16 protein-coding genes are annotated in these 17,036 nt (G+C 67.1%); all 16 read left to right on the top strand.

Going from position 1 to position 17,036, the window contains the following annotated elements; genetic code table 11:
• Nucleotides 1-658: 658 nt before the first annotated feature.
• The 16 genes from C1H84_RS08340 to aqpZ all read left to right on the top strand — a co-directional run bounded on the left by C1H84_RS08340 (nucleotide 659) and on the right by aqpZ (nucleotide 16,923).
• Nucleotides 659-1,840 carry an acyl-CoA dehydrogenase family protein gene (locus tag C1H84_RS08340; protein ID WP_113607106.1) on the top strand — a complete coding sequence of 394 codons (1,182 nt, stop codon included), beginning with the start codon at nucleotides 659-661 and terminating at the stop codon, nucleotides 1,838-1,840.
• Nucleotides 1,837-2,973, top strand: coding sequence for an acyl-CoA dehydrogenase family protein (locus C1H84_RS08335; protein WP_113607105.1), 1,137 nt, complete (start codon nucleotides 1,837-1,839; stop codon nucleotides 2,971-2,973). Before C1H84_RS08340 ends, C1H84_RS08335 begins: the two co-directional genes overlap by 4 nt.
• Complete coding sequence (locus C1H84_RS08330; RefSeq protein WP_053798927.1) at nucleotides 2,970-4,478, top strand: MFS transporter; 1,509 nt, start codon at nucleotides 2,970-2,972, stop codon at nucleotides 4,476-4,478. The genes C1H84_RS08335 and C1H84_RS08330 overlap by 4 nt, the downstream gene beginning before the upstream one ends.
• Before the next feature lie 2 nt (nucleotides 4,479-4,480).
• Nucleotides 4,481-6,193: an AMP-binding protein gene (locus tag C1H84_RS08325; RefSeq protein WP_113607104.1), complete on the top strand. Its 1,713-nt coding sequence runs from the start codon at nucleotides 4,481-4,483 to the stop codon at nucleotides 6,191-6,193.
• Nucleotides 6,190-6,708, top strand: a complete 519-nt coding sequence (locus C1H84_RS08320) for an FAS1-like dehydratase domain-containing protein (RefSeq protein ID WP_052772517.1) — start codon at nucleotides 6,190-6,192, stop codon at nucleotides 6,706-6,708. The genes C1H84_RS08325 and C1H84_RS08320 overlap by 4 nt, the downstream gene beginning before the upstream one ends.
• Nucleotides 6,708-7,160 carry a Zn-ribbon domain-containing OB-fold protein gene (locus C1H84_RS08315; protein WP_053798924.1) on the top strand — a complete coding sequence of 151 codons (453 nt, stop codon included), beginning with the start codon at nucleotides 6,708-6,710 and terminating at the stop codon, nucleotides 7,158-7,160. The genes C1H84_RS08320 and C1H84_RS08315 overlap by 1 nt, the downstream gene beginning before the upstream one ends.
• Entirely contained in the window at nucleotides 7,157-7,606 is a 450-nt protein-coding gene (locus tag C1H84_RS08310) for a MaoC family dehydratase (RefSeq protein ID WP_146955968.1), read from the top strand. Before C1H84_RS08315 ends, C1H84_RS08310 begins: the two co-directional genes overlap by 4 nt.
• On the top strand, nucleotides 7,603-8,778 hold the full coding sequence (locus C1H84_RS08305) for a lipid-transfer protein (protein WP_053798923.1): 1,176 nt from the start codon (nucleotides 7,603-7,605) through the stop codon (nucleotides 8,776-8,778). Before C1H84_RS08310 ends, C1H84_RS08305 begins: the two co-directional genes overlap by 4 nt.
• On the top strand, nucleotides 8,771-9,415 hold the full coding sequence (locus tag C1H84_RS08300; protein WP_113607103.1) for a PaaI family thioesterase: 645 nt from the start codon (nucleotides 8,771-8,773) through the stop codon (nucleotides 9,413-9,415). The genes C1H84_RS08305 and C1H84_RS08300 overlap by 8 nt, the downstream gene beginning before the upstream one ends.
• 214 nt (nucleotides 9,416-9,629) lie before the next feature.
• On the top strand, nucleotides 9,630-10,400 hold the full coding sequence (locus C1H84_RS18240) for an electron transfer flavoprotein subunit beta/FixA family protein (protein WP_047120255.1): 771 nt from the start codon (nucleotides 9,630-9,632) through the stop codon (nucleotides 10,398-10,400).
• A 12-nt stretch (nucleotides 10,401-10,412) separates the two neighbouring features.
• Nucleotides 10,413-11,387, top strand: coding sequence for an electron transfer flavoprotein subunit alpha/FixB family protein (locus C1H84_RS18235; protein ID WP_181728079.1), 975 nt, complete (start codon nucleotides 10,413-10,415; stop codon nucleotides 11,385-11,387).
• Nucleotides 11,388-11,404: 17 nt separating this feature from the next.
• Nucleotides 11,405-12,343, top strand: coding sequence for a cytochrome b/b6 domain-containing protein (locus C1H84_RS08290; RefSeq protein ID WP_053798919.1), 939 nt, complete (start codon nucleotides 11,405-11,407; stop codon nucleotides 12,341-12,343).
• A 127-nt stretch (nucleotides 12,344-12,470) separates the two neighbouring features.
• Nucleotides 12,471-13,382: a LysR family transcriptional regulator gene (locus C1H84_RS08285; RefSeq protein WP_047120252.1), complete on the top strand. Its 912-nt coding sequence runs from the start codon at nucleotides 12,471-12,473 to the stop codon at nucleotides 13,380-13,382.
• A gap of 120 nt (nucleotides 13,383-13,502) precedes the next feature.
• Nucleotides 13,503-14,561, top strand: a complete 1,059-nt coding sequence (locus C1H84_RS08280; protein ID WP_053798917.1) for an FUSC family protein — start codon at nucleotides 13,503-13,505, stop codon at nucleotides 14,559-14,561.
• Nucleotides 14,562-14,730: 169 nt separating this feature from the next.
• Nucleotides 14,731-16,017, top strand: coding sequence for an SH3 domain-containing protein (locus C1H84_RS08275; protein ID WP_113607102.1), 1,287 nt, complete (start codon nucleotides 14,731-14,733; stop codon nucleotides 16,015-16,017).
• A gap of 141 nt (nucleotides 16,018-16,158) precedes the next feature.
• On the top strand, nucleotides 16,159-16,923 hold the full coding sequence (gene aqpZ, locus C1H84_RS08270) for an aquaporin Z (protein ID WP_113607101.1): 765 nt from the start codon (nucleotides 16,159-16,161) through the stop codon (nucleotides 16,921-16,923).
• Nucleotides 16,924-17,036: the final 113 nt, after the last annotated feature.

The following is a 17,036-nucleotide window of genomic DNA, read 5'->3' as shown; positions in this document are numbered from 1 at the left end:
ACCTTCCGAAGGCTCGAATCGACGGGTTTATTACGAGGAGAGCCCCCGTCGATTGCTTGATTTCGGCAGTTTTCTGCCACCGATCTTCCCCCGGAAAAATTTCCGGGGGATTTTTCGTCCCAGTGGCCGGGACTGCTGGATTTCCACAGGAGCCATTGGCTGCTCGCTACCGAAGCTCCGCGATGCAGCGGGGCTGAAAAATCATCATTTCTTGCTGCGGACGGCATTCTAGGCCGGTCGAGGGCGGCTTCACCGGCCCACTGCGCCACCAGGTCCTTGTGCCGTCCGGCGCCCAGCGCCGCTTGGGTCGCCTGCATCCGCTGGATCCCCCGTTGAACTGCAATAAGATTCCAATTTTTGTTCAGCCAGGATCAATTGCCACTTTGCGACGGAGCCTGGCTAACAGATTCGCGGAAGACGGTTCGGTGCCGGTGGGCTCTGGTTCGGTGGAAAGAAACGCATTTCTTCGCAGCGAGGGTCGTTGCGCCCCGCGAAGAGGGCTTTGCGAAAAGAAATATTTATCCCTGGACAATTCCTCCGGGTAGCCGAACAACGTTCAGCGCGCAAGGCGTTGACTACTTGCCGGCCGGTAAGTAATCTGAATCACATTCCACCGTTATTTTCGGTAAACGCCTAGTCAAAGACGAAAGGCAACGTAATGCATTTACGTTCTTCCACGGAGATCCAGTCTCTCCGCGAGGAGCTTCGCTCCTATTTCTCAACGCTCCTCACCGACGAGGTGCGCGCGGGCTTGAAGCAAGAAGGTGAGGCCGGGGGCCCGGTCCACTCCGCAGTGCAGCGACAGATGGGCCAGGACGGATGGCTCGGCATCGGATGGCCCGTCGAGTACGGAGGCCAAGGCCGCGGCCCAGCCGCGCAGTTCGTCTTCTACGACGAGGCCTACCGCGCCGACGCCCCGATCCCGATGATCACCATGACCACCGTGGGCCCGACCCTGATGAGCCACGGCAGCCAGGAGCAGAAGGACTACTTCCTTCCCAAGATCCTGGCCGGCGAGCTAGTCGTGTCCATCGGCTACACCGAGCCGGAGGCGGGCACCGACCTGGCCTCGCTGACCACCCGCGCGGTGCGCGACGGCGACGAGTACGTCATCAACGGCTCCAAGGTCTTCACCTCCGGCGGCGACGGCGCCGACTGGATCTGGCTGGCCGCCCGCACCGACCCGGATGCCCCGAAGCACAAGGGCATCTCGCTGATCCTGGTGCCGACCACCGACCCCGGCTTCTCCGCCACCCCGATCCACACCGTGGGCGGCTTCAGCACCACCGCCACCTACTACGACAACATCCGCGTTCCGGTCACCAACGTCGTGGGCAAGGAAAACGAAGGCTGGAAGCTGATCACCACCCAGCTGAACCACGAACGTGTGGGCCTGGCCGCCTTCAGCGGCATCTGCGAAGCCCAGCTGGACGAGGTCCGCGAATGGCTCAAGGACCAGGTCACCGCCGACGGCACCCCGCTGGGCGACGAGCCCTGGGTCCGCTCGCTGCTGGCCACCTCCACCGCCCGGCTGCGCGCCATGCGCCTGCTGAACTGGAAGCTCGTGGAGACCACCGCCCAGGGATCGCTGGATCCGGGTTCGGCTTCCGCCGCCAAGGTCTTCGCCACCGAAACCGTGATCGACGTGTACCGGTCGCTGCTGGAGATCGTGGGCGGCACCGCCACCCGCATCTCGGACGCCCCATGGAACTTCGACACCGGACGCCTGGCCCTGATGAACCTGGGCGCCCAGATCAACACCTTCGGCGGGGGAGTCGCCGAAATCCAGCGCGAAATCGTCGCCTGGACCACCCTCGGCATGGCAAGGAGCGCACGTTGAGCACCGCGAGCATTAACAACACCATCGAGGCCCCGAGCATGGAGTTCTCGCTGGACGAGGAGCAGCAGGGCCTGACCGACCTGGCCGCGCAGATCTTCTCCTCGCTGAGCACCGACGAGCTGTACACCGCCGGCGAAAAGGCCGGCGCCGCCTTCGACGAGGCCCTGTGGGGCCAGGTCGTTGAATCAGGACTGATCGACGCACTGCTGCCGATGGACGAGGAGGAGCCGGGACTGGGCATGGCCGGGCTGGCGCTTGTCGCCCGTGAACAGGGCCGCACCCTGGGCCGCATCCCGTTCATCACCACCGCAGTCGCCGCCTTGGCCATCGCCGAATTCGGCGGCCACGAGCAGCTGCTCGAAGGCATTTCCGAAGGCTCGGTGCGCATCGCCGCGCTGCAGCCGGAGGTGCGCCGCCGCGTCAACGGCACCGCCGCCGGCACCGGCTGGGTGCTGGACGGCGCCATCGAGCTGGGCTACCTGGTCCCTTCGGCCACCCACCTGATGGTGCAGTTCCACACCGCATCCGGCCAGCTGACCGCGCTCATCGAGGCTGACCGCGCAGGCATCGCGGTGGACGAGTACCGCGGCCTGTCCCGCCAGCAGCACGCCGAGCTGTCCTTCACCGGCGTGCAGATCGAGGCAGCCGACCTGATCGGCGCCGACCAGCCGGCCGGCGCGGTCTCCGCCTGGATCCGCCCGCGCCTGCTCACCGCAGCCGCCGCGCTGATCTCCGGCGTGGGAGCCGAGGCGCTGCGCCGCACCGCCGCCTACACCAACGAGCGCAAGCAGTTCGGGCGCGCCATCGCCACCAACCAGGGGGTGGCCCTGCGCGCGGCGGACGCGTTCATCGACACTGAAACCACCTGGCTGTCCACCATCGACGCCGCCTGGCAGCTGGACAACGACGGCGACGGCGCGGAAGCTGCCTTCGGCGCGTCCTGGCTGGCCCGCGAGGCCGGCTTCCGCGTGGTCCACACCACCCAGCACCTGCATGGCGGCATGGGCGCCGACCTGGACAACCACATCCACCGCTTCTTCCTGTGGATGCGCGAACTCGACGTGCTCTGGGGCACCGCAGGGCAGGTATCCGAAGAACTCGCAGCAGCAATCCTGGACGGAGACACCGCGTGAGCACGCCAGCAGCAGCGGGCAAGGCCCGCACCCACGCCGGACAGAGCGTGGCGGCAGTACTGGCGATCCTGGTGATCGCGGAGGTCGTCGCGGCCTTCGAAACCTCCATGGCGGTGCAGCTGCTGTACACGCCGGGCGAGTTCTTCACCTCCGACCTCTCCCAGCTGGTCTGGGTGGTCACCTCCTACTCGCTGGTCGCGGCGCTGGCCACCAGCTTCGTCGGACGCCTGGGTGACCAGTTCGGCCGCCGCAAGATCCTGGTCTGGGTGCTGCTGCTCTCGGCACTGGGCTCGGTCATCAGCGCGATCGCCCCGACCTTCGGCATCCTGGTTGCCGGCCGCGCCTTGCAGGGCGTGTCCGGCGCGGTGCTGCCGCTGGCCATCGGCATGGTGCGCTCCACCTTCCCGGAGCACAAGATCGGCACCGGCATCGCGGTGGTCTCCACCTCCGCGCTGATCGCCGGCGCGGGCGGCATGCTCGGCGGCGGACTGTTCCTCGACTACGCCACCTGGCACTGGATCTTCTGGACCGCGGCGATCTTCGCCTGCGTGGCCGCGGCGCTGGTGCACTTCGGCATCACCCGCGAACCGAAGTCCTCGCTGGCCTCCGCGGTGCACGTGGACTGGGCGGGCGGCCTGATGTTCGGCATCGGCATCGCCGGCGCGCTGTACGGCCTGACCCTGAGCAAGTCCCTGGGCTTCACCAACCCGCAGGTGCTGCTCTTCTTGGTCGGCGGTCTGGTGCTGCTGGCGCTGTGGGTCCGCTGGGAGCTGCGCACCCGCGAGCCGATGATCGACGTGCGGATGTTCGCCCAGCGCAAGTTCGCCCTGGGCATGCTGGCCACAGCGCTGATCGCTATCGGCCCGATCGGCACCACGAATATCCTCACCGTGACCCTGTACCGCAATCCGAACAGCATCCCGCTGGCGGACGGCAGCGTCATGGAGCTGCCGGTGGGCCTGGGGCTGAGCGCCTCCGTGACCGGCCTGCTCGGCTTCATCACCGCCGCCGCGGCGTTTGCGATCTCGCCGCTGATCGGCCGGATCTCCAGCCGCTTCGGGGCCCGCATGGGCCTGATGATCGGCTCGCTGCTGACCATCATCGGCCTGCTGATCGTGTGCATCGACCCGACCAGCATCGCGGTGGTCATCTCCGGCATGGTGGTGGTGATCTTCGGAACGGGTTTCCTCTACTCGGGAATGCCGACGGTGATCGTCGAATGCGTGCTGCCGGAACAGACCAGCACCGCCACGGGCGTCAATGCAGTGACCCGTACGGCCTTCCAGGCGGTTGCCGCCTCGGTCGTGGGCCTGTTGCTCGTGTTCTCGCCCGTTGCAGCAGGCGAGAACACGTTCGTCTCGATGACCGGCTTCCTGCTCGTCGTGGGTGTGCTCATCGCCACCTGCCTGCTGACCATCGTCGTGGTCCTTTTCATTCCAGCGACGAAGCCGGCAGGCGCGGCCAGCGGCAAGCCACAGGTCTCCAACCTCACCCTTAAGGATTGACAATGAACACCGTTCTCGAAACGAAACTTCAAACTACCAGAGATCTACTTGACCTGCGAGCCGAGGACCACCATCCCGGCCTGCTCTTCGAGGGGCGCATCTGGACCTGGGCGGAAGTCGTGGCAGAATGCAAGGTCCGCGCCCATCTGATGCTCTCGCTGCACGACGAAGGCAAGCCCTTCCACGTGGGCGTGATGCTTGAAAACGACCCCGAATACATCTTCGCCATCGGCGGCGCGGCCTACGCCGGCGCCACCGTGGTGGGCATCAACCTCACCCGCCGCGGCGAGGAGCTGGCCCGCGACATCGCGTACACCGACGTGGAGATCCTGCTGACCACCCGCGAGCTGGAAGGCTACTTCAACGGGGTGGACTCCGGGGTGCCGGCCGCGCAGACCCGCTACATCGAGAGCGCGGAGTACGCCCGCGAGCTGGATTCGCTGCGCCACCTGCCGCGCCCGGAGACGCCGGCGGCCGGGGACCCGGATACCACGCTGCTGCTGCTGTTCACCTCCGGCTCCACCGGGGACCCGAAGGCGGTCATCTGCACCACCGGGCGGCTGTTCCGCACTGCGGAATTCCAGCACATGGGCCTGGGCCGCCAAGATGTCAGCTACAACTCCATGCCGCTGTTCCACGGCAACGGCATCTTCGCCTGCTGGGCCAACCCGCTGTACACCGGCGGCACCTTCGCGCTGGCCCGCAAGTTCTCCGCCTCCGGCTTCCTGCCGGATCTGATGCGCTACAAGGCCACCTACTTCAACTACGTGGGACGCTCGCTGTCCTACGTGCTGGCCCAGCCGGAGAAGGCCGCGGAGGCCGACACCTACCTGCGCTCCTGCTTCGGCACCGAGGCCAGCGAGTTCGACCTGGCCGAGTTCCACCGCCGCTACGGCGTCTGGCCCACCGAAAGCTACGGGGCCTCCGAGGGCGGGCTGACCCTGAAGCGTTCGGACGACAGCCCGGTGGGCGCGCTGGGCACAGCCCCCGAGGGCATGGACGCCGCGGTGGTCAACCCGGACACCATGGAGCAGTGCCCGCGGGCGATCTTCTCCGAGAACGGGCGCATCCTGAACGCGGACGAGGCCATCGGCGAACTGGTGAACCTCACCGGCGCGGCCCTGTTCGAGGGCTACTACAAGAACCCGGAAGCCGTGGCCGAGCGCGTGCGCGGCACCGCGTTCCTCACCGGCGATTTGGCCTACCGCGACGAGGCGGGCTACTTCTACTTCGCCGGCCGCACCTCGGACCGGCTGCGCGTGGACAGCGAGAACTTCTCCGCCGCCCCGGTGGAGCGTGTGCTCTCCCGCTACCCGGGGGTCACCCTGGCCGCCGTCTACCCGGTGCCCGACGCCCGCACCGGCGACCAGGTCATGGCCACGCTGCAGTTCGATGACCCGCAGTCCTTCGACCCGGTCGACTTCGCGCGGTTCCTGGAGTCCCAGCCGGACTTGGGCACCAAGTGGGCCCCGCGCTTCCTCTCGGTGGTCTCCGACGTGCCGGTGACCGCCACCCAGAAGATCAACAAGCCCAGCCTGCGCCGCGAGGCCTGGCTGGTCAACGAGAACGTTTTCCACCGCCCGGGGCGGGAGATCGCCTTCGAGGTGCTGGACGAATCCGCCCTGGCGCAGCTGGAAGCCCTGTTCGAGCAGAACGGCCGCGCCCACCTGCTGCCGCTGAAGCCCGCCGAAACCACCATTAAGGAGACAGTATGAGCCAGGATCCCAATGTCCTGATCGGCGAGATGATCGCCGCCGGCAACGAGAGGATCAGCGTCGCCCGCGACGAGGTCAACCGGCCCATGATCCACCACCTGTGCGACGCGATGGAGGAAACCAACCCGATCTACCTGGATCCGGAGGCCGCCCGCGCCGCCGGCCACCCGGACGTCGTGGCCCCGCCCTCGGCGCTGCAGGTCTGGAACATGATCAACCCCTCGGACCCGGAGATCGAATCCGACGTGGACCGCGCCTACGCCCACCTGGCCGAGTGCGGCTACCCGAAGGTCGTGGCAGTGAACTGCGACCAGGAATACGACCGCTACCTGGTCCCCGGCGACCTGCTGACCGCCAGCGAGAAGGTCGAATCCTTCGTCGGCCCCAAGCAGACGGGCCTGGGCGAAGGCTACTTCATCACCACCTTGACCACCTACACCGACCAGCAGGGCGACCGCGTGGGCACCATGCGCTTCCGCACCCTGTGGTACAACCCTGAAAAGAGGAACTCGTAATGAGCGAAACGCTGACCGAGACCCCGGCCACGGCCAAGAGCCAGGCCCTGCGTCCCCGCCCGGCCATCAACCTGGACAACGCCTTCTTCTTCGAGTCCCTGAACGAGCGCGGCGAACTGAGCATCCAGCACTGCGACGACTGCAACGAGCTGCGCCACCCGCCGGTGCCGATGTGCCCCGAGTGCAACTCGCTGCACTGGTCGCCGAAGACCATGTCGGGCCGCGGCATCCTGCACAGCTACGTGGTCATGTACCACCCGATCGTCCCGCCATTCGAGCCGGGCTACATCGTGGCAGTGGTGGAGCTTGAAGAGGGCGTCCGCGTGGTCATGAACCTGGAGGGCGTGGCCCGCGAAGACGTGCGGATCGGCATGCCGCTGCACATCGCCGCAGAGCGCATGGACGCCGAGCTGGTCCTCCCGGTAGCCCGTCCGGCAGGGGGCGCCGCATGAGCACCGTCGACACCGCCGCCCGCGCCGGGCAGCTGACCGCCGAGCAGGTGCAGGCCGGGGAGGCGCTGCCCGAGCTGCGCATCCCGATCACCGCCACGCTGATCGTCACCGGGGCCATCGCCACCCGCGACTTCCAGAAGGTGCACCACGACAAGGACGTCGCCCAGGCCGCCGGCACCCCGAACGTCTTCATGAACATCCTGACCACCAATGCGCTGGTCAACCGCTACGTGGGCGAATGGGCCGGCCCGGCCGCCCGCGTGGGCCGCATCAACATCCGCCTGGGTGCCACCAACTTCCCGGGCGACGAGATGGTCTTCACCGGCACCGTGGACTCCGTGGACGGGGAAAACGTCGTGGTGAAGGTGGTCGGCACCAACTCCCTGGGCCCGCACGTGACGGGCACCGTAGACATCGTGATCCCATCGAAAGGGGAATCGGCATGAGCAACCTGCTGAATAAGGCAGTCATCGTAGGCATCGGCGCCACCGAGTTCTCCAAGAATTCCGGCCGCTCCGAGCTGCAGCTGGCCCAGGAGGCCGCCCTGGCCGCCTGCCGCGACGCCGGGGTGAACCCGCAGGACGTGGACGGCATGGTCACCTACTCCATGGACACCAACCCCGCCATCGAGGTCGCCCGCGGCCTGGGCTGCAAGGAGCTGAACTTCTTCAGCCACGTGGACTACGGGGGAGGCGCCGCCGCCGGCACCATCCTGCACGCGGCGATGGCCGTGGCCACCGGCGTGGCCAAGACCGTGGTCTGCTACCGCGCCTTCAACGAGCGCTCCGGCGCCCGCTTCGGGCAGGCGATGAGCACCGCGGGCATGGCCCCGGACGCCCGCGCCGCCGCCTACGCCTGGACCCTGCCCTTCGGCCTGATGACCCCGGCCTCCTGGGTGGGCATGTTCGCCCAGCGCTACATGCACCTGACTGGCGCCACCTCGGAGGACTTCGGCCGCGTGGCGGTGGCCGACCGCAAGCACGCGGCCACCAACCCGAAGGCCTGGTTCTACGAGAAGCCGATCACCCTGGAAGACCACCAGAACTCGCGCTGGATCGCCGATCCGCTGCACCTGCTGGACTGCTGCCAGGAATCCGACGGCGGCCAGGCGTTTGTCATCACCACCCCGGAACGCGCCAAGGACCTGCCGGGCAAGGCAGTGACCATCCGCGCCGCCGCCCAGGGCGCTGCCTACGACCAGCACACCATGGTCAGCTACTACCGCAAGGACGGCGACCGCCCGCTGCCGGAGATGGGCAACGTGGCACGCCAGCTGTGGAACGACACCGGGCTGCGCCCGGAGGACATCGACACCGCGGTGCTCTACGACCACTTCACCCCGTTCGTGCTGGCCCAGCTGGAGGAATTCGGCTTCTGCGGCCGCGGCGAGGCCAAGGACTTCATCAAGAACGGCGCCATCGAGCTGGGTGGCCGCCTGCCGATCAACACCAACGGCGGCCAGCTGGGCGAGGCCTATATCCACGGCATGAACGGCATCGCCGAGGGTGTGCGCCAGCTGCGCGGCACCGCGGTGAACCAGGTGGAAAACGCCCGCAACGTGCTGGTCACCGCCGGCACCGGCGTACCGACGAGCGCATTGATCCTGGGCAATGACTAGGCAGGTGGCCCTGCCGGACGGCGGGGAGAAGGTCCGCGCGGCCGGCGGGGAGAAGCTGCTGGAAGCCGCCGGTCAGGTGCGCGAGCTGCTGGATGCCATGGTCCGGTTGGATGTGCGCACCCCGGCCGCCCCTGAACTGGTCGAGCGCCTGGACGAGGTGCTTGAGCTGCTGCGCGTGGAAATCGCTCCGGAGAGCGCGATGGTTCCCGACCTCTTCAAGGACCGCAAGGGCGATTACATGGACCGCTCGCCGGTCTCCGGGGCGCTGAACCCGATGGCCCCGCCGGTGTCGTTGCGCATGGACGGGGAGAACGGCGTGCGCACCTCCACCCGGCTGGGCCTGCCCTACCAGGGTCCTCCGGGCCGGGTGCACGGAGGCTGGGTGGCCACGCTGCTGGACCACGTGATGGGCTTCGCCGCTGGAACCGTGGACCAGTGGATCTTCACCCGGTCGCTGACCGTGGACTACGACCACGCGGTCCCGCTGTTCGAAGAGCTGGAGTTGACCGCGTGGGTCGAGGAAATCGACGGCCGCAAGATCTGGGTCAGGGGCCAGATCGAGGCCGGCGGCAAGGTCGTGGCCCAGGCCCGCGGGCTGTGGCTGCCGCCGCGCAACCGCCCGGCGCCGCAGGACTGAGCGGCCGGGCAGGGCGGGGTGCGGGCGAAGCGGAACTTCGTCCACTCCCTGCCCTAGACAAAAACTAGAATCTAGTTATAGTATTTCAGAAACGTGACCCGCGCCACGCGAAAGCGCGGCGGCGCACGGGCAGCGCCCGCGGCCACACCGTGAACGCACCCAACCCGGCGGAGGAGCCGGGCGGTGCGGAACCGAACCAAGAAAAGAGCAAACCATGAAGATTGCAGTGCTGATCAAGCAGGTGCCGGACACCGAAGAAGGCCGCCACCTCACCTCCGACGGACGCGCAGACCGCGACGCCAGCGACCGCGTGATCGACGAGATCACCGAACGTGCGCTGGAAGCCGCGCTGAAGCAGAAGGACGCTGACAAGTCGGTGGAGATCACCGTGGTGACCATGGGTCCGGCCGCCGCCAATGAAGCGCTGCGCAAGGCACTGAGCATGGGAGCCGACAAGGCGGTGCACGTCCAGGACGACGCACTGGCCGGATCCGACGCGCTGGCCACCGCCCGGGCGCTGGCCCAGGCGCTCTCGGGCCTGCAGGCCGACCTGATCGTCGCAGGCAACGAGTCCACCGACGGCCGCGGCGGCGTGGTCCCCGCCATGGTCGCCGAACTGCTGAACCTTCCGTTCCTCGGCCCGCTGGGCACCCTGGAGATCTCCGGCGGCACCGTGCGCGGCACCCGCTCGGACGCCTCGGGCACCACCGCGCTGCGCGCTTCCATCCCGGCAGTCATCTCCGTGGCCGAGGCCATGGGCGAGGCCCGCTTCCCGAAGTTCAAGGGCATCCTGGCCGCCAAGCGCAAGCCTGTCGCCGTGCAGAGCGCCGCAGAGCTGGGCCTGGGCGCGCCGGATCACGCCGCGGGCAACCTGGTGCTGGCCTCCGCCGCCCGCCCCGCCCGCACCGCCGGCGTCAAAATCATCGACGAGGGACAGGCCGCGCAGGAACTTGCCGCGTACCTGGCCGCCGAGAAGCTGATCTAAGGAACGAATGACATGACTAACATCCTGGTACACATCGAACTGGCCGAAGACGGCACCCCGACCGCCAGCGGCGCGCACCTGCTGGCCCTGGCCTCCAAGCTGGGCACCCCGGTGGCCGTCGCCGCCGCAGCCGACTCCGCCGCCACCGCCGCCGCCATCGGCGGGCAGGGCGCCGAGCAGGTATTCATCGGCGAAACCGCCCAGGCCGCCGCCCACCCGGCAGCCAGCGCCGTCGCCGCCCTGCAGGCTGCCATCGAGGCCTACGCACCGGCCGCCGTGCTCGCTTCCAACAGCGCCGTGGCCCGCGAGGCCATCGGCCGCCTGTCGGCGCGCACCGGCAACCCGGTGGTGCTCGAAGCCGTTGAGCTTGAGCAGCGCGACGGCCGCATCGCCGCCTCGCACTCGGTCTTCGGCGGCACCTACGTCACCGAATCCACCGCGGGCGCCGGCATCCCGCTGGTCACCGTGGCCTCCAGCGGTGCCGAGCCGCTGCCTGCAGCAACCCCGCAGCTGGCCACCACCGCCATCGAGGTGGCCACCGCCGCCTCGGCTGAAATCGAATCCGTGACCCCGCTGGCCGCCGCGTCCTCCCGCCCGGAGCTGCGCGCCGCCAAGATCGTGGTCTCCGGCGGCCGCGGCCTGGCCTCGAAGGAGAACTTCTCGCTGGTCGAGGCGCTCGCCGACTCGCTGGGCGCAGGCCTTGGCGCTTCGCGCGCCGCCGTGGACTCCGGCTACATCCCGCAGAGCCACCAGGTCGGCCAGACCGGCGTCAGCGTCTCACCCGACCTCTATGTTGCAGTGGGCATCTCCGGCGCCATCCAGCACCTGGCCGGCATGCAGACCGCCAAGCGCATCGTGGCTATCAACAAGGACGAGGACGCGCCGATCTTCGACATCGCCGACTTCGGCATCGTGGGCGACCTGTTCGAGATCCTCCCGCAGCTCACGCAGCTGCTGGAGGCCAAGCAGCCAGTCACCGCCGGCTAGATCAGGGGGTCATTTCCATGTCGCTGACAACCAAGGAGGGTGCCCGCACCGCCGACAAGGCGGCGGGAAACCCGGCCCTGAAGAAGATCTGGATCGCCGTCGGCGTGGTGCTTGTCCTGGCCCTGCTGGTGCTGGCTGCCCGCTGGTGGCGCGGAACCGCGGCGGGGGAGCAGTTCCTGGCCGCCTATCCGGGGCACTCCGCGCTGCCGCAGAACGCGCCCACCGGCATCCCGGCCTGGCTGGGCTGGCAGCACTTCCTGAACGCCTTCTTCATGGTGCTGATCATCCGCTCCGGCTGGCTGATCCGCACCACCGCCCGGCCGAAGGCCTACTGGACCCGGAACAACACCGGGCTGTTCAAAACCAAAACCAAGCCCAAGAAGATCAGTCTGGAAATCTGGCTGCACCTGAGCCTGGACGTGCTGTGGATCGTCAATGGCGTGGTGTTCATCGTGCTGTTGTTCGCCACCGGCGCGTGGATGCGCATCGTGCCGACCAGCTGGGACATCTTCCCGAACGCGCTCAGCGCCGGCCTGCAGTACCTGTCGCTGGACTGGCCTGCCGAGAACGGCTGGCTGAACTACAACGCGCTGCAGGTTTTGGCCTACTTCGCGATCGTGTTCCTGGCCGCCCCGGTCTCCGCCATCACCGGGCTGCGCATGTCCCCGGCTTGGCCTGCCAAGCTGGACAAGGCATTGCCCATGGAAGCGGCCCGCAAGGTGCACTTCCCGGCCATGCTGTTCTTTGTCGGCTTCCTGGTGATGCACGTGCTGCTGGTGCTGCTCACCGGAGCGCGGGCGAACCTGAACCACATGTTCGCCGCCCGCAGCGACGACGGCTGGCTGGGCGTCATCATGTTCGTGGTGGCCGTCGCGGTCACCGCCGGAGCTTGGTTCGCCTGCAAGCCGGTGGTCATCCGGGCCCTGGCGGGAATGTCGGGCAAGATCTCCAAGTAGCTGCCCGCCCCGGGGCCGTGCGCTCGCTCGCCGGAACCGGCGCACCGCAGGATTGTGATCCCGCGGTGCGCCGGTTTTCGCATGCCCCGACGTGGTGACCCGCGGCGCGTGGTGCAATGGACAGGTGATGTTAAGGCAGTTGGAATACTTCGTGGCGCTGGCCAGGGAACAGCATTTCGCGCGGGCCGCCGAGGAATGCAATATTTCCCAGCCGGCGCTCTCCGAATCCATCAGGAAACTTGAAACCGGTCTCGGGGTGCCGCTGGTGCGACGCGGCCACGCGTTCCAGGGGCTGACCCCGGAAGGCGAGACGGTGCTGCGCTGGGCCCAACGCCTGCTGGCGGACCGCGATGCGCTGACCCAGGAGGTGGCGGCGCTGCAGTCCGGACTGACCGGCACGCTGCGCCTGGGTGTGGTGCCCGCCGCGTCCTCCACGGTGGCCCAGCTCTGTGACGCCTTCGCCCGCGCCAACCCGAAGGCCCGGGTCCATGTCCAAGGCAGCCTGCGCTCCACCGAGATCATTGCCCAGATCCGCAGCTTCGAACTCGATGCGGGGCTGGTCTATGCGGACCCGGCGGAACTCGGCGGACTGCTCGCGCTGCCGCTGTACCGCGAGGAGCACGTGCTGCTCACCAAGGAGGGCATGTTCGCCAGTGCGGGGGAGCCGACCGCCGTGGACGAGGTGCTCTCGCTGCCGCTGTGCCTGCTGGATTCCTCCATGCGCGGCCGCCAGCTGCTGGACGAGGTGCTGGCCTCCCATGGGCGCAGCGCCGAGCCGCGCATCGAGTGCGACTCGATGATCACGCTGCTGGCGCAGGTGGCCACCGGCCGCTGGGCGAGCGTGGTCCCGAAGCAGTGGCTCGCGCCCCTGGGCGAGTTGCCCGGCGTGGTCCAAACGCCCCTTGTCAGTCCGCGGATCACCAGCCAGATCAGCTTGGTCATCCCCGAGCACCAGCCGCTGCCGCTCTTATTACGCGCATTACTCTCTGCGACGGGCGACGTATATCCGTCCGTCACAAACGATTTTGACTTGGCTTGATATGTTTTTCCGATTGAACCATCAAAAATAATACTTGGACATGATCAAACTCTCGATGCAACTCTGAAAAGGCAGAACCGTTCCTTTCCGCAGGAAGCTGCGCGAACCAGAGGAGCGATCATGGCCAACTTCCAGAATGCGCCAACCGAGCAGGCCAGCGCCCCGACATCCCGAATCCCAACCCCGGCGCTGGCCGCCGCGGCGTGGCAGCGCCTGGTGCTCTCCCACAGCCCCGAGATCCGCCCCGCCCTGCGCGTGGGCTTCGGGCTGGCGATCCCCGGTGCGGCACTGATGCTCCTGGGGCACGTGGACCTCATGGTCTACGCGGTCTTCGGTTCGGTGGTCGGGATGTACGGACGCAGCCCGCACCGGCTGCAGCGCCTCAAGGACCAGGTCCTGGCTGGAACCATGATGCTATGCGCCGGAATTTCAGGCATCGTCATCGCGCCGTGGGGGCCGGACGGCTGGGCATTGGTCGCCGGGGGCATCTTCTGGGCCTGCGCCAGCTCGCTGACCACCGACCGCTACGGCCTGAAGCCCGGCGGCTCGTTTTTCCCGGTCTTCGCCTTCGGGGCGCTGGCCAGCCTCCCGGTGGGGCAATCGCCGTCCACGGCGGGGCTGGCTGCATTTGTGCTCACCGCGCTGTTCTGCATCGTTCTGGGGCAGACCGCCCGCTTCGGTGCCGCGGCCCGGGGATTTCCCGGACACGAGCCGATCGGCTGGCCCGACGCGCTGCGCCGCTCGGCCTGCTACGCCAGCGTGGTGCTGCTGGCCGGCACCTTGGCCATCGGCCTGCAACTGGAGCACCTGCAATGGGTCATGGCCGGAGCGGTGGTGCCGCTGGCGGCCGGCAACGCCCGCGGAAGGCTGCGCAGGGGTGTGCACCGCGTGGCAGGCACCGTGGCGGGGCTGGTTGTCCTGCTGGGCATCTACTATCTGCAGCTGCCGGAGCTGGCCCTGGGCGTGGTGATCATCGCGCTGATGTTCCCCGCCGAGGGCTACATGACGCGCAACTACGGGCTGGCGCTGAGCTTCTTCACCCCGCTGATAATGCTGATGCTGGAGCTCGCCGACCCGAGCGTCAACGCGGACGTGCTGTGGGAACGCGCCGCGGGGAACCTGCTGGGCGTGCTGGCAGGAATCCTCGGAGCGCTGCTCTTCGATCGCAAACCCCGCTGACGATGCCCCGGATTCGGCCTGGACGTAGCATGATTAACTATGTCAGGCGTCGAATCGGCAATCTCGCTCGCACCGGGAACGGCTTTGCGCAGGACACCAGTCAAGCCCGCGCCTCTTGGAAGATTCCACTGCCGTGAAAACAGATTTCAGATCATCTCGACGATTCGCTGTGTCAACCGCCGGCGTGCTGCTGGCCGGTTCGCTGGCCCTGGGCGGTTTGGTGCCGGCCAGCGCGGCGCAGCCGCTCCCGGCTGCCGCGCCTGCCGCGGCACCCGGAACACTGCAGGCGGCCGCCGCCAAGCGGGTGACCCAGATCAAGACCACCAGCAACCTGAACATGCGCTCCGGTTCCAGCACCGCCTCCCGCGTGATCCTGACCATCCCGAAGAACAAGACAGTAGCGGTCAAGTCCCAAGCCTCCAACGGCTGGTACCAGGTCACGTACGACAAGAAGACCGGGTGGATCTCGAATAAATACGTCAAGGTCACCAAAACCGCCGCCACCGGCGGAACGACGAGCAGTGCGAAGCGCGTGAAGCTGTGGGTCACCCCGAAATCCACGATGAACATCCGCAAGGGCGCGGGAACCGGGCATGCGGTCGTCGGCAAGCTCAGCAAGGGGCAACCGGCCTACGCAAGCTCCAAGACCGCCAACGGCTGGTACAAGATTTCCACCCAGGGCAAAACCGGATGGGTCTCCGGCGCCTACGTCACCACCTGCTCCAAGGGCTGCGCCATTGACGCAGGCCCGTACACCACCAACCGCGCTGGCCTGTCGGACCGCTACTTCACCAAGTCTTCCGGCGCAGACCTGCATGCTTCGGTCAACGGCAAGAAGCGCATCGGCGACATCCCGAAGAATTCGATCGTCTACCGGGACGCCGCATGGGAAAAGAAGGCCGGCCCGGTCTCCGGCTGGTACTACGTGCGCACCCAGGGAGCGGACGGCTGGATGCAGGCTTCGGCGCTGAAACGCAGCACCAGCGCCAAAACCAGCAACACGAGCAAGACGACCCGAAGCAAGGTGCAAAAGCAGGCCAACGGGAAGCTGCCCGAGTCGATGCTGGTGGCCCTGAGCTGGGACAAGGAAAAAACCCTCATCGCCGCCCCGGCCGCCGCGGATCTGGGCCGGCTGAATTCGGCCTTCAAGAAGAAGTTCGGGAAGAACCTGGACATCGATCTGGCCTACCGCACCCTGGACACGCAGAAATTCCTCTACCAGGAGCTCGGCTCCTACATCGCGGCCAAGCCGGGGACCTCGAACCACGGCTGGGGATTGGCCATCGATGTCCCGGAGACCTACAACTACTCGTTCAAGGGCAAGTACTACAAGTGGCTGAAGGCCAATTCGAAGAAGTACAACTGGATCCACCGGAAAAATCTGGAAGAATTCCGGTCCAACGGAAGCCGAAATCCGTACGCCGAAGCATGGCACTTCGAATACGTTGGCAAATAATTCCCATGTCATGACCGGCAACAAATCATTCTTGAGAATGAATGTCGGATCTCTTTTCAATAGAGAGATCTCCCAGTAGCCTTAGGGCACGGCTCACGCTGTCGTGGAACTCGCTTCATCTTTTGAGGAATGGAACAAGACATGTCAGATACGTCCGCGCCTACAACCGGCGCCAAGATTGCTGCCGAATTCCTGGGGACCTTCGTTCTCGTCTTCGGCGGCTGCGGCTCGGCGATTTTCGCAGCCAAGGTGATTTCCGATGAAACGGTCAATATGGGCATCGGCTTCTTGGGTGTTGCCCTGGCCTTCGGCTTGACCGTGCTGGTCATGGCGTACGCCGTGGGCCACATCTCGGGCGGCCACTTCAACCCGGCCGTCACCATGGGTACCGCCGTCGCGGGCCGCACCGCATGGAAGGACGTCCCGACCTACATCATCACCCAGATCGTCGCGGCTTCGGCCGCCGGCGCGGTGCTGTACTGGATCGCCAGCGGCAAGGACGGCTTCGACGCCGTCGAATCAGGTTTCGCCAGCAACGGCTACGGCGACCGTTCACCGGACGGATACTCCATGCTGGCCGCGCTGGTGGCCGAGATCGTGCTGACCGCCATCTTCCTGTACGTGATCCTGGGATCCACCGATCGCCGTGCTCCGAAGGGCTTCGCCCCGCTGGCCATCGGCCTGTCGCTGACCCTGATCCACCTGGTCGCCATCCCGATCACCAACACCTCGGTCAATCCGGCCCGCTCGCTGGGCGTCGCCTGGTTCGCCGGCGGCGAGGCGCTGGGCCAGGTCTGGCTGTTCATCGTGGCGCCGCTCATCGGCGCCATCATCGCCGGCGCCAGCTACAAGATGCTTGAGCCATCCGTGAAGGCCGCAACCCGCGAGGGCTTCGACCCGAAGTAAACCGGCCATAGCCCAGGCGGCCTCATGGGGCCTTGGAATATTTCACACCTGTGTGGATCTTCCAAGGCCCTTTGCCGTCTGTGACGACGGGCTTCACCAGGGCATTCAGGGTG

It is taken from the genome of Glutamicibacter soli (assembly GCF_003309065.1).
Taxonomy (GTDB): Bacteria; Actinomycetota; Actinomycetes; order Actinomycetales; family Micrococcaceae; genus Glutamicibacter; species Glutamicibacter soli.
Note: the sequence above shows the minus strand (reverse complement) of the source record. Positions and strands in the feature narration are given on the sequence as shown.

Bases quoted from the DNA above. Each gene is read 5' to 3' on its own strand.
- C1H84_RS08280 (WP_053798917.1), top strand. From the start codon at position 13,503: ATGGCCAACTTCCAGAATGCGCCAACCGAGCAGGCCAGCGCCCCGACA.
- C1H84_RS08315 (WP_053798924.1), top strand. From the start codon at position 6,708: ATGAGCGAAACGCTGACCGAGACCCCGGCCACGGCCAAGAGCCAGGCC.
- C1H84_RS08285 (WP_047120252.1), top strand. From the start codon at position 12,471: ATGTTAAGGCAGTTGGAATACTTCGTGGCGCTGGCCAGGGAACAGCAT.
- C1H84_RS08340 (WP_113607106.1), top strand. From the start codon at position 659: ATGCATTTACGTTCTTCCACGGAGATCCAGTCTCTCCGCGAGGAGCTT.
- C1H84_RS18235 (WP_181728079.1), top strand. From the start codon at position 10,413: ATGACTAACATCCTGGTACACATCGAACTGGCCGAAGACGGCACCCCG.
- C1H84_RS18240 (WP_047120255.1), top strand. From the start codon at position 9,630: ATGAAGATTGCAGTGCTGATCAAGCAGGTGCCGGACACCGAAGAAGGC.
- C1H84_RS08290 (WP_053798919.1), top strand. From the start codon at position 11,405: ATGTCGCTGACAACCAAGGAGGGTGCCCGCACCGCCGACAAGGCGGCG.
- C1H84_RS08325 (WP_113607104.1), top strand. From the start codon at position 4,481: ATGAACACCGTTCTCGAAACGAAACTTCAAACTACCAGAGATCTACTT.
- C1H84_RS08320 (WP_052772517.1), top strand. From the start codon at position 6,190: ATGAGCCAGGATCCCAATGTCCTGATCGGCGAGATGATCGCCGCCGGC.
- C1H84_RS08300 (WP_113607103.1), top strand. From the start codon at position 8,771: ATGACTAGGCAGGTGGCCCTGCCGGACGGCGGGGAGAAGGTCCGCGCG.
- C1H84_RS08310 (WP_146955968.1), top strand. From the start codon at position 7,157: ATGAGCACCGTCGACACCGCCGCCCGCGCCGGGCAGCTGACCGCCGAG.
- aqpZ (WP_113607101.1), top strand. From the start codon at position 16,159: ATGTCAGATACGTCCGCGCCTACAACCGGCGCCAAGATTGCTGCCGAA.
- C1H84_RS08305 (WP_053798923.1), top strand. From the start codon at position 7,603: ATGAGCAACCTGCTGAATAAGGCAGTCATCGTAGGCATCGGCGCCACC.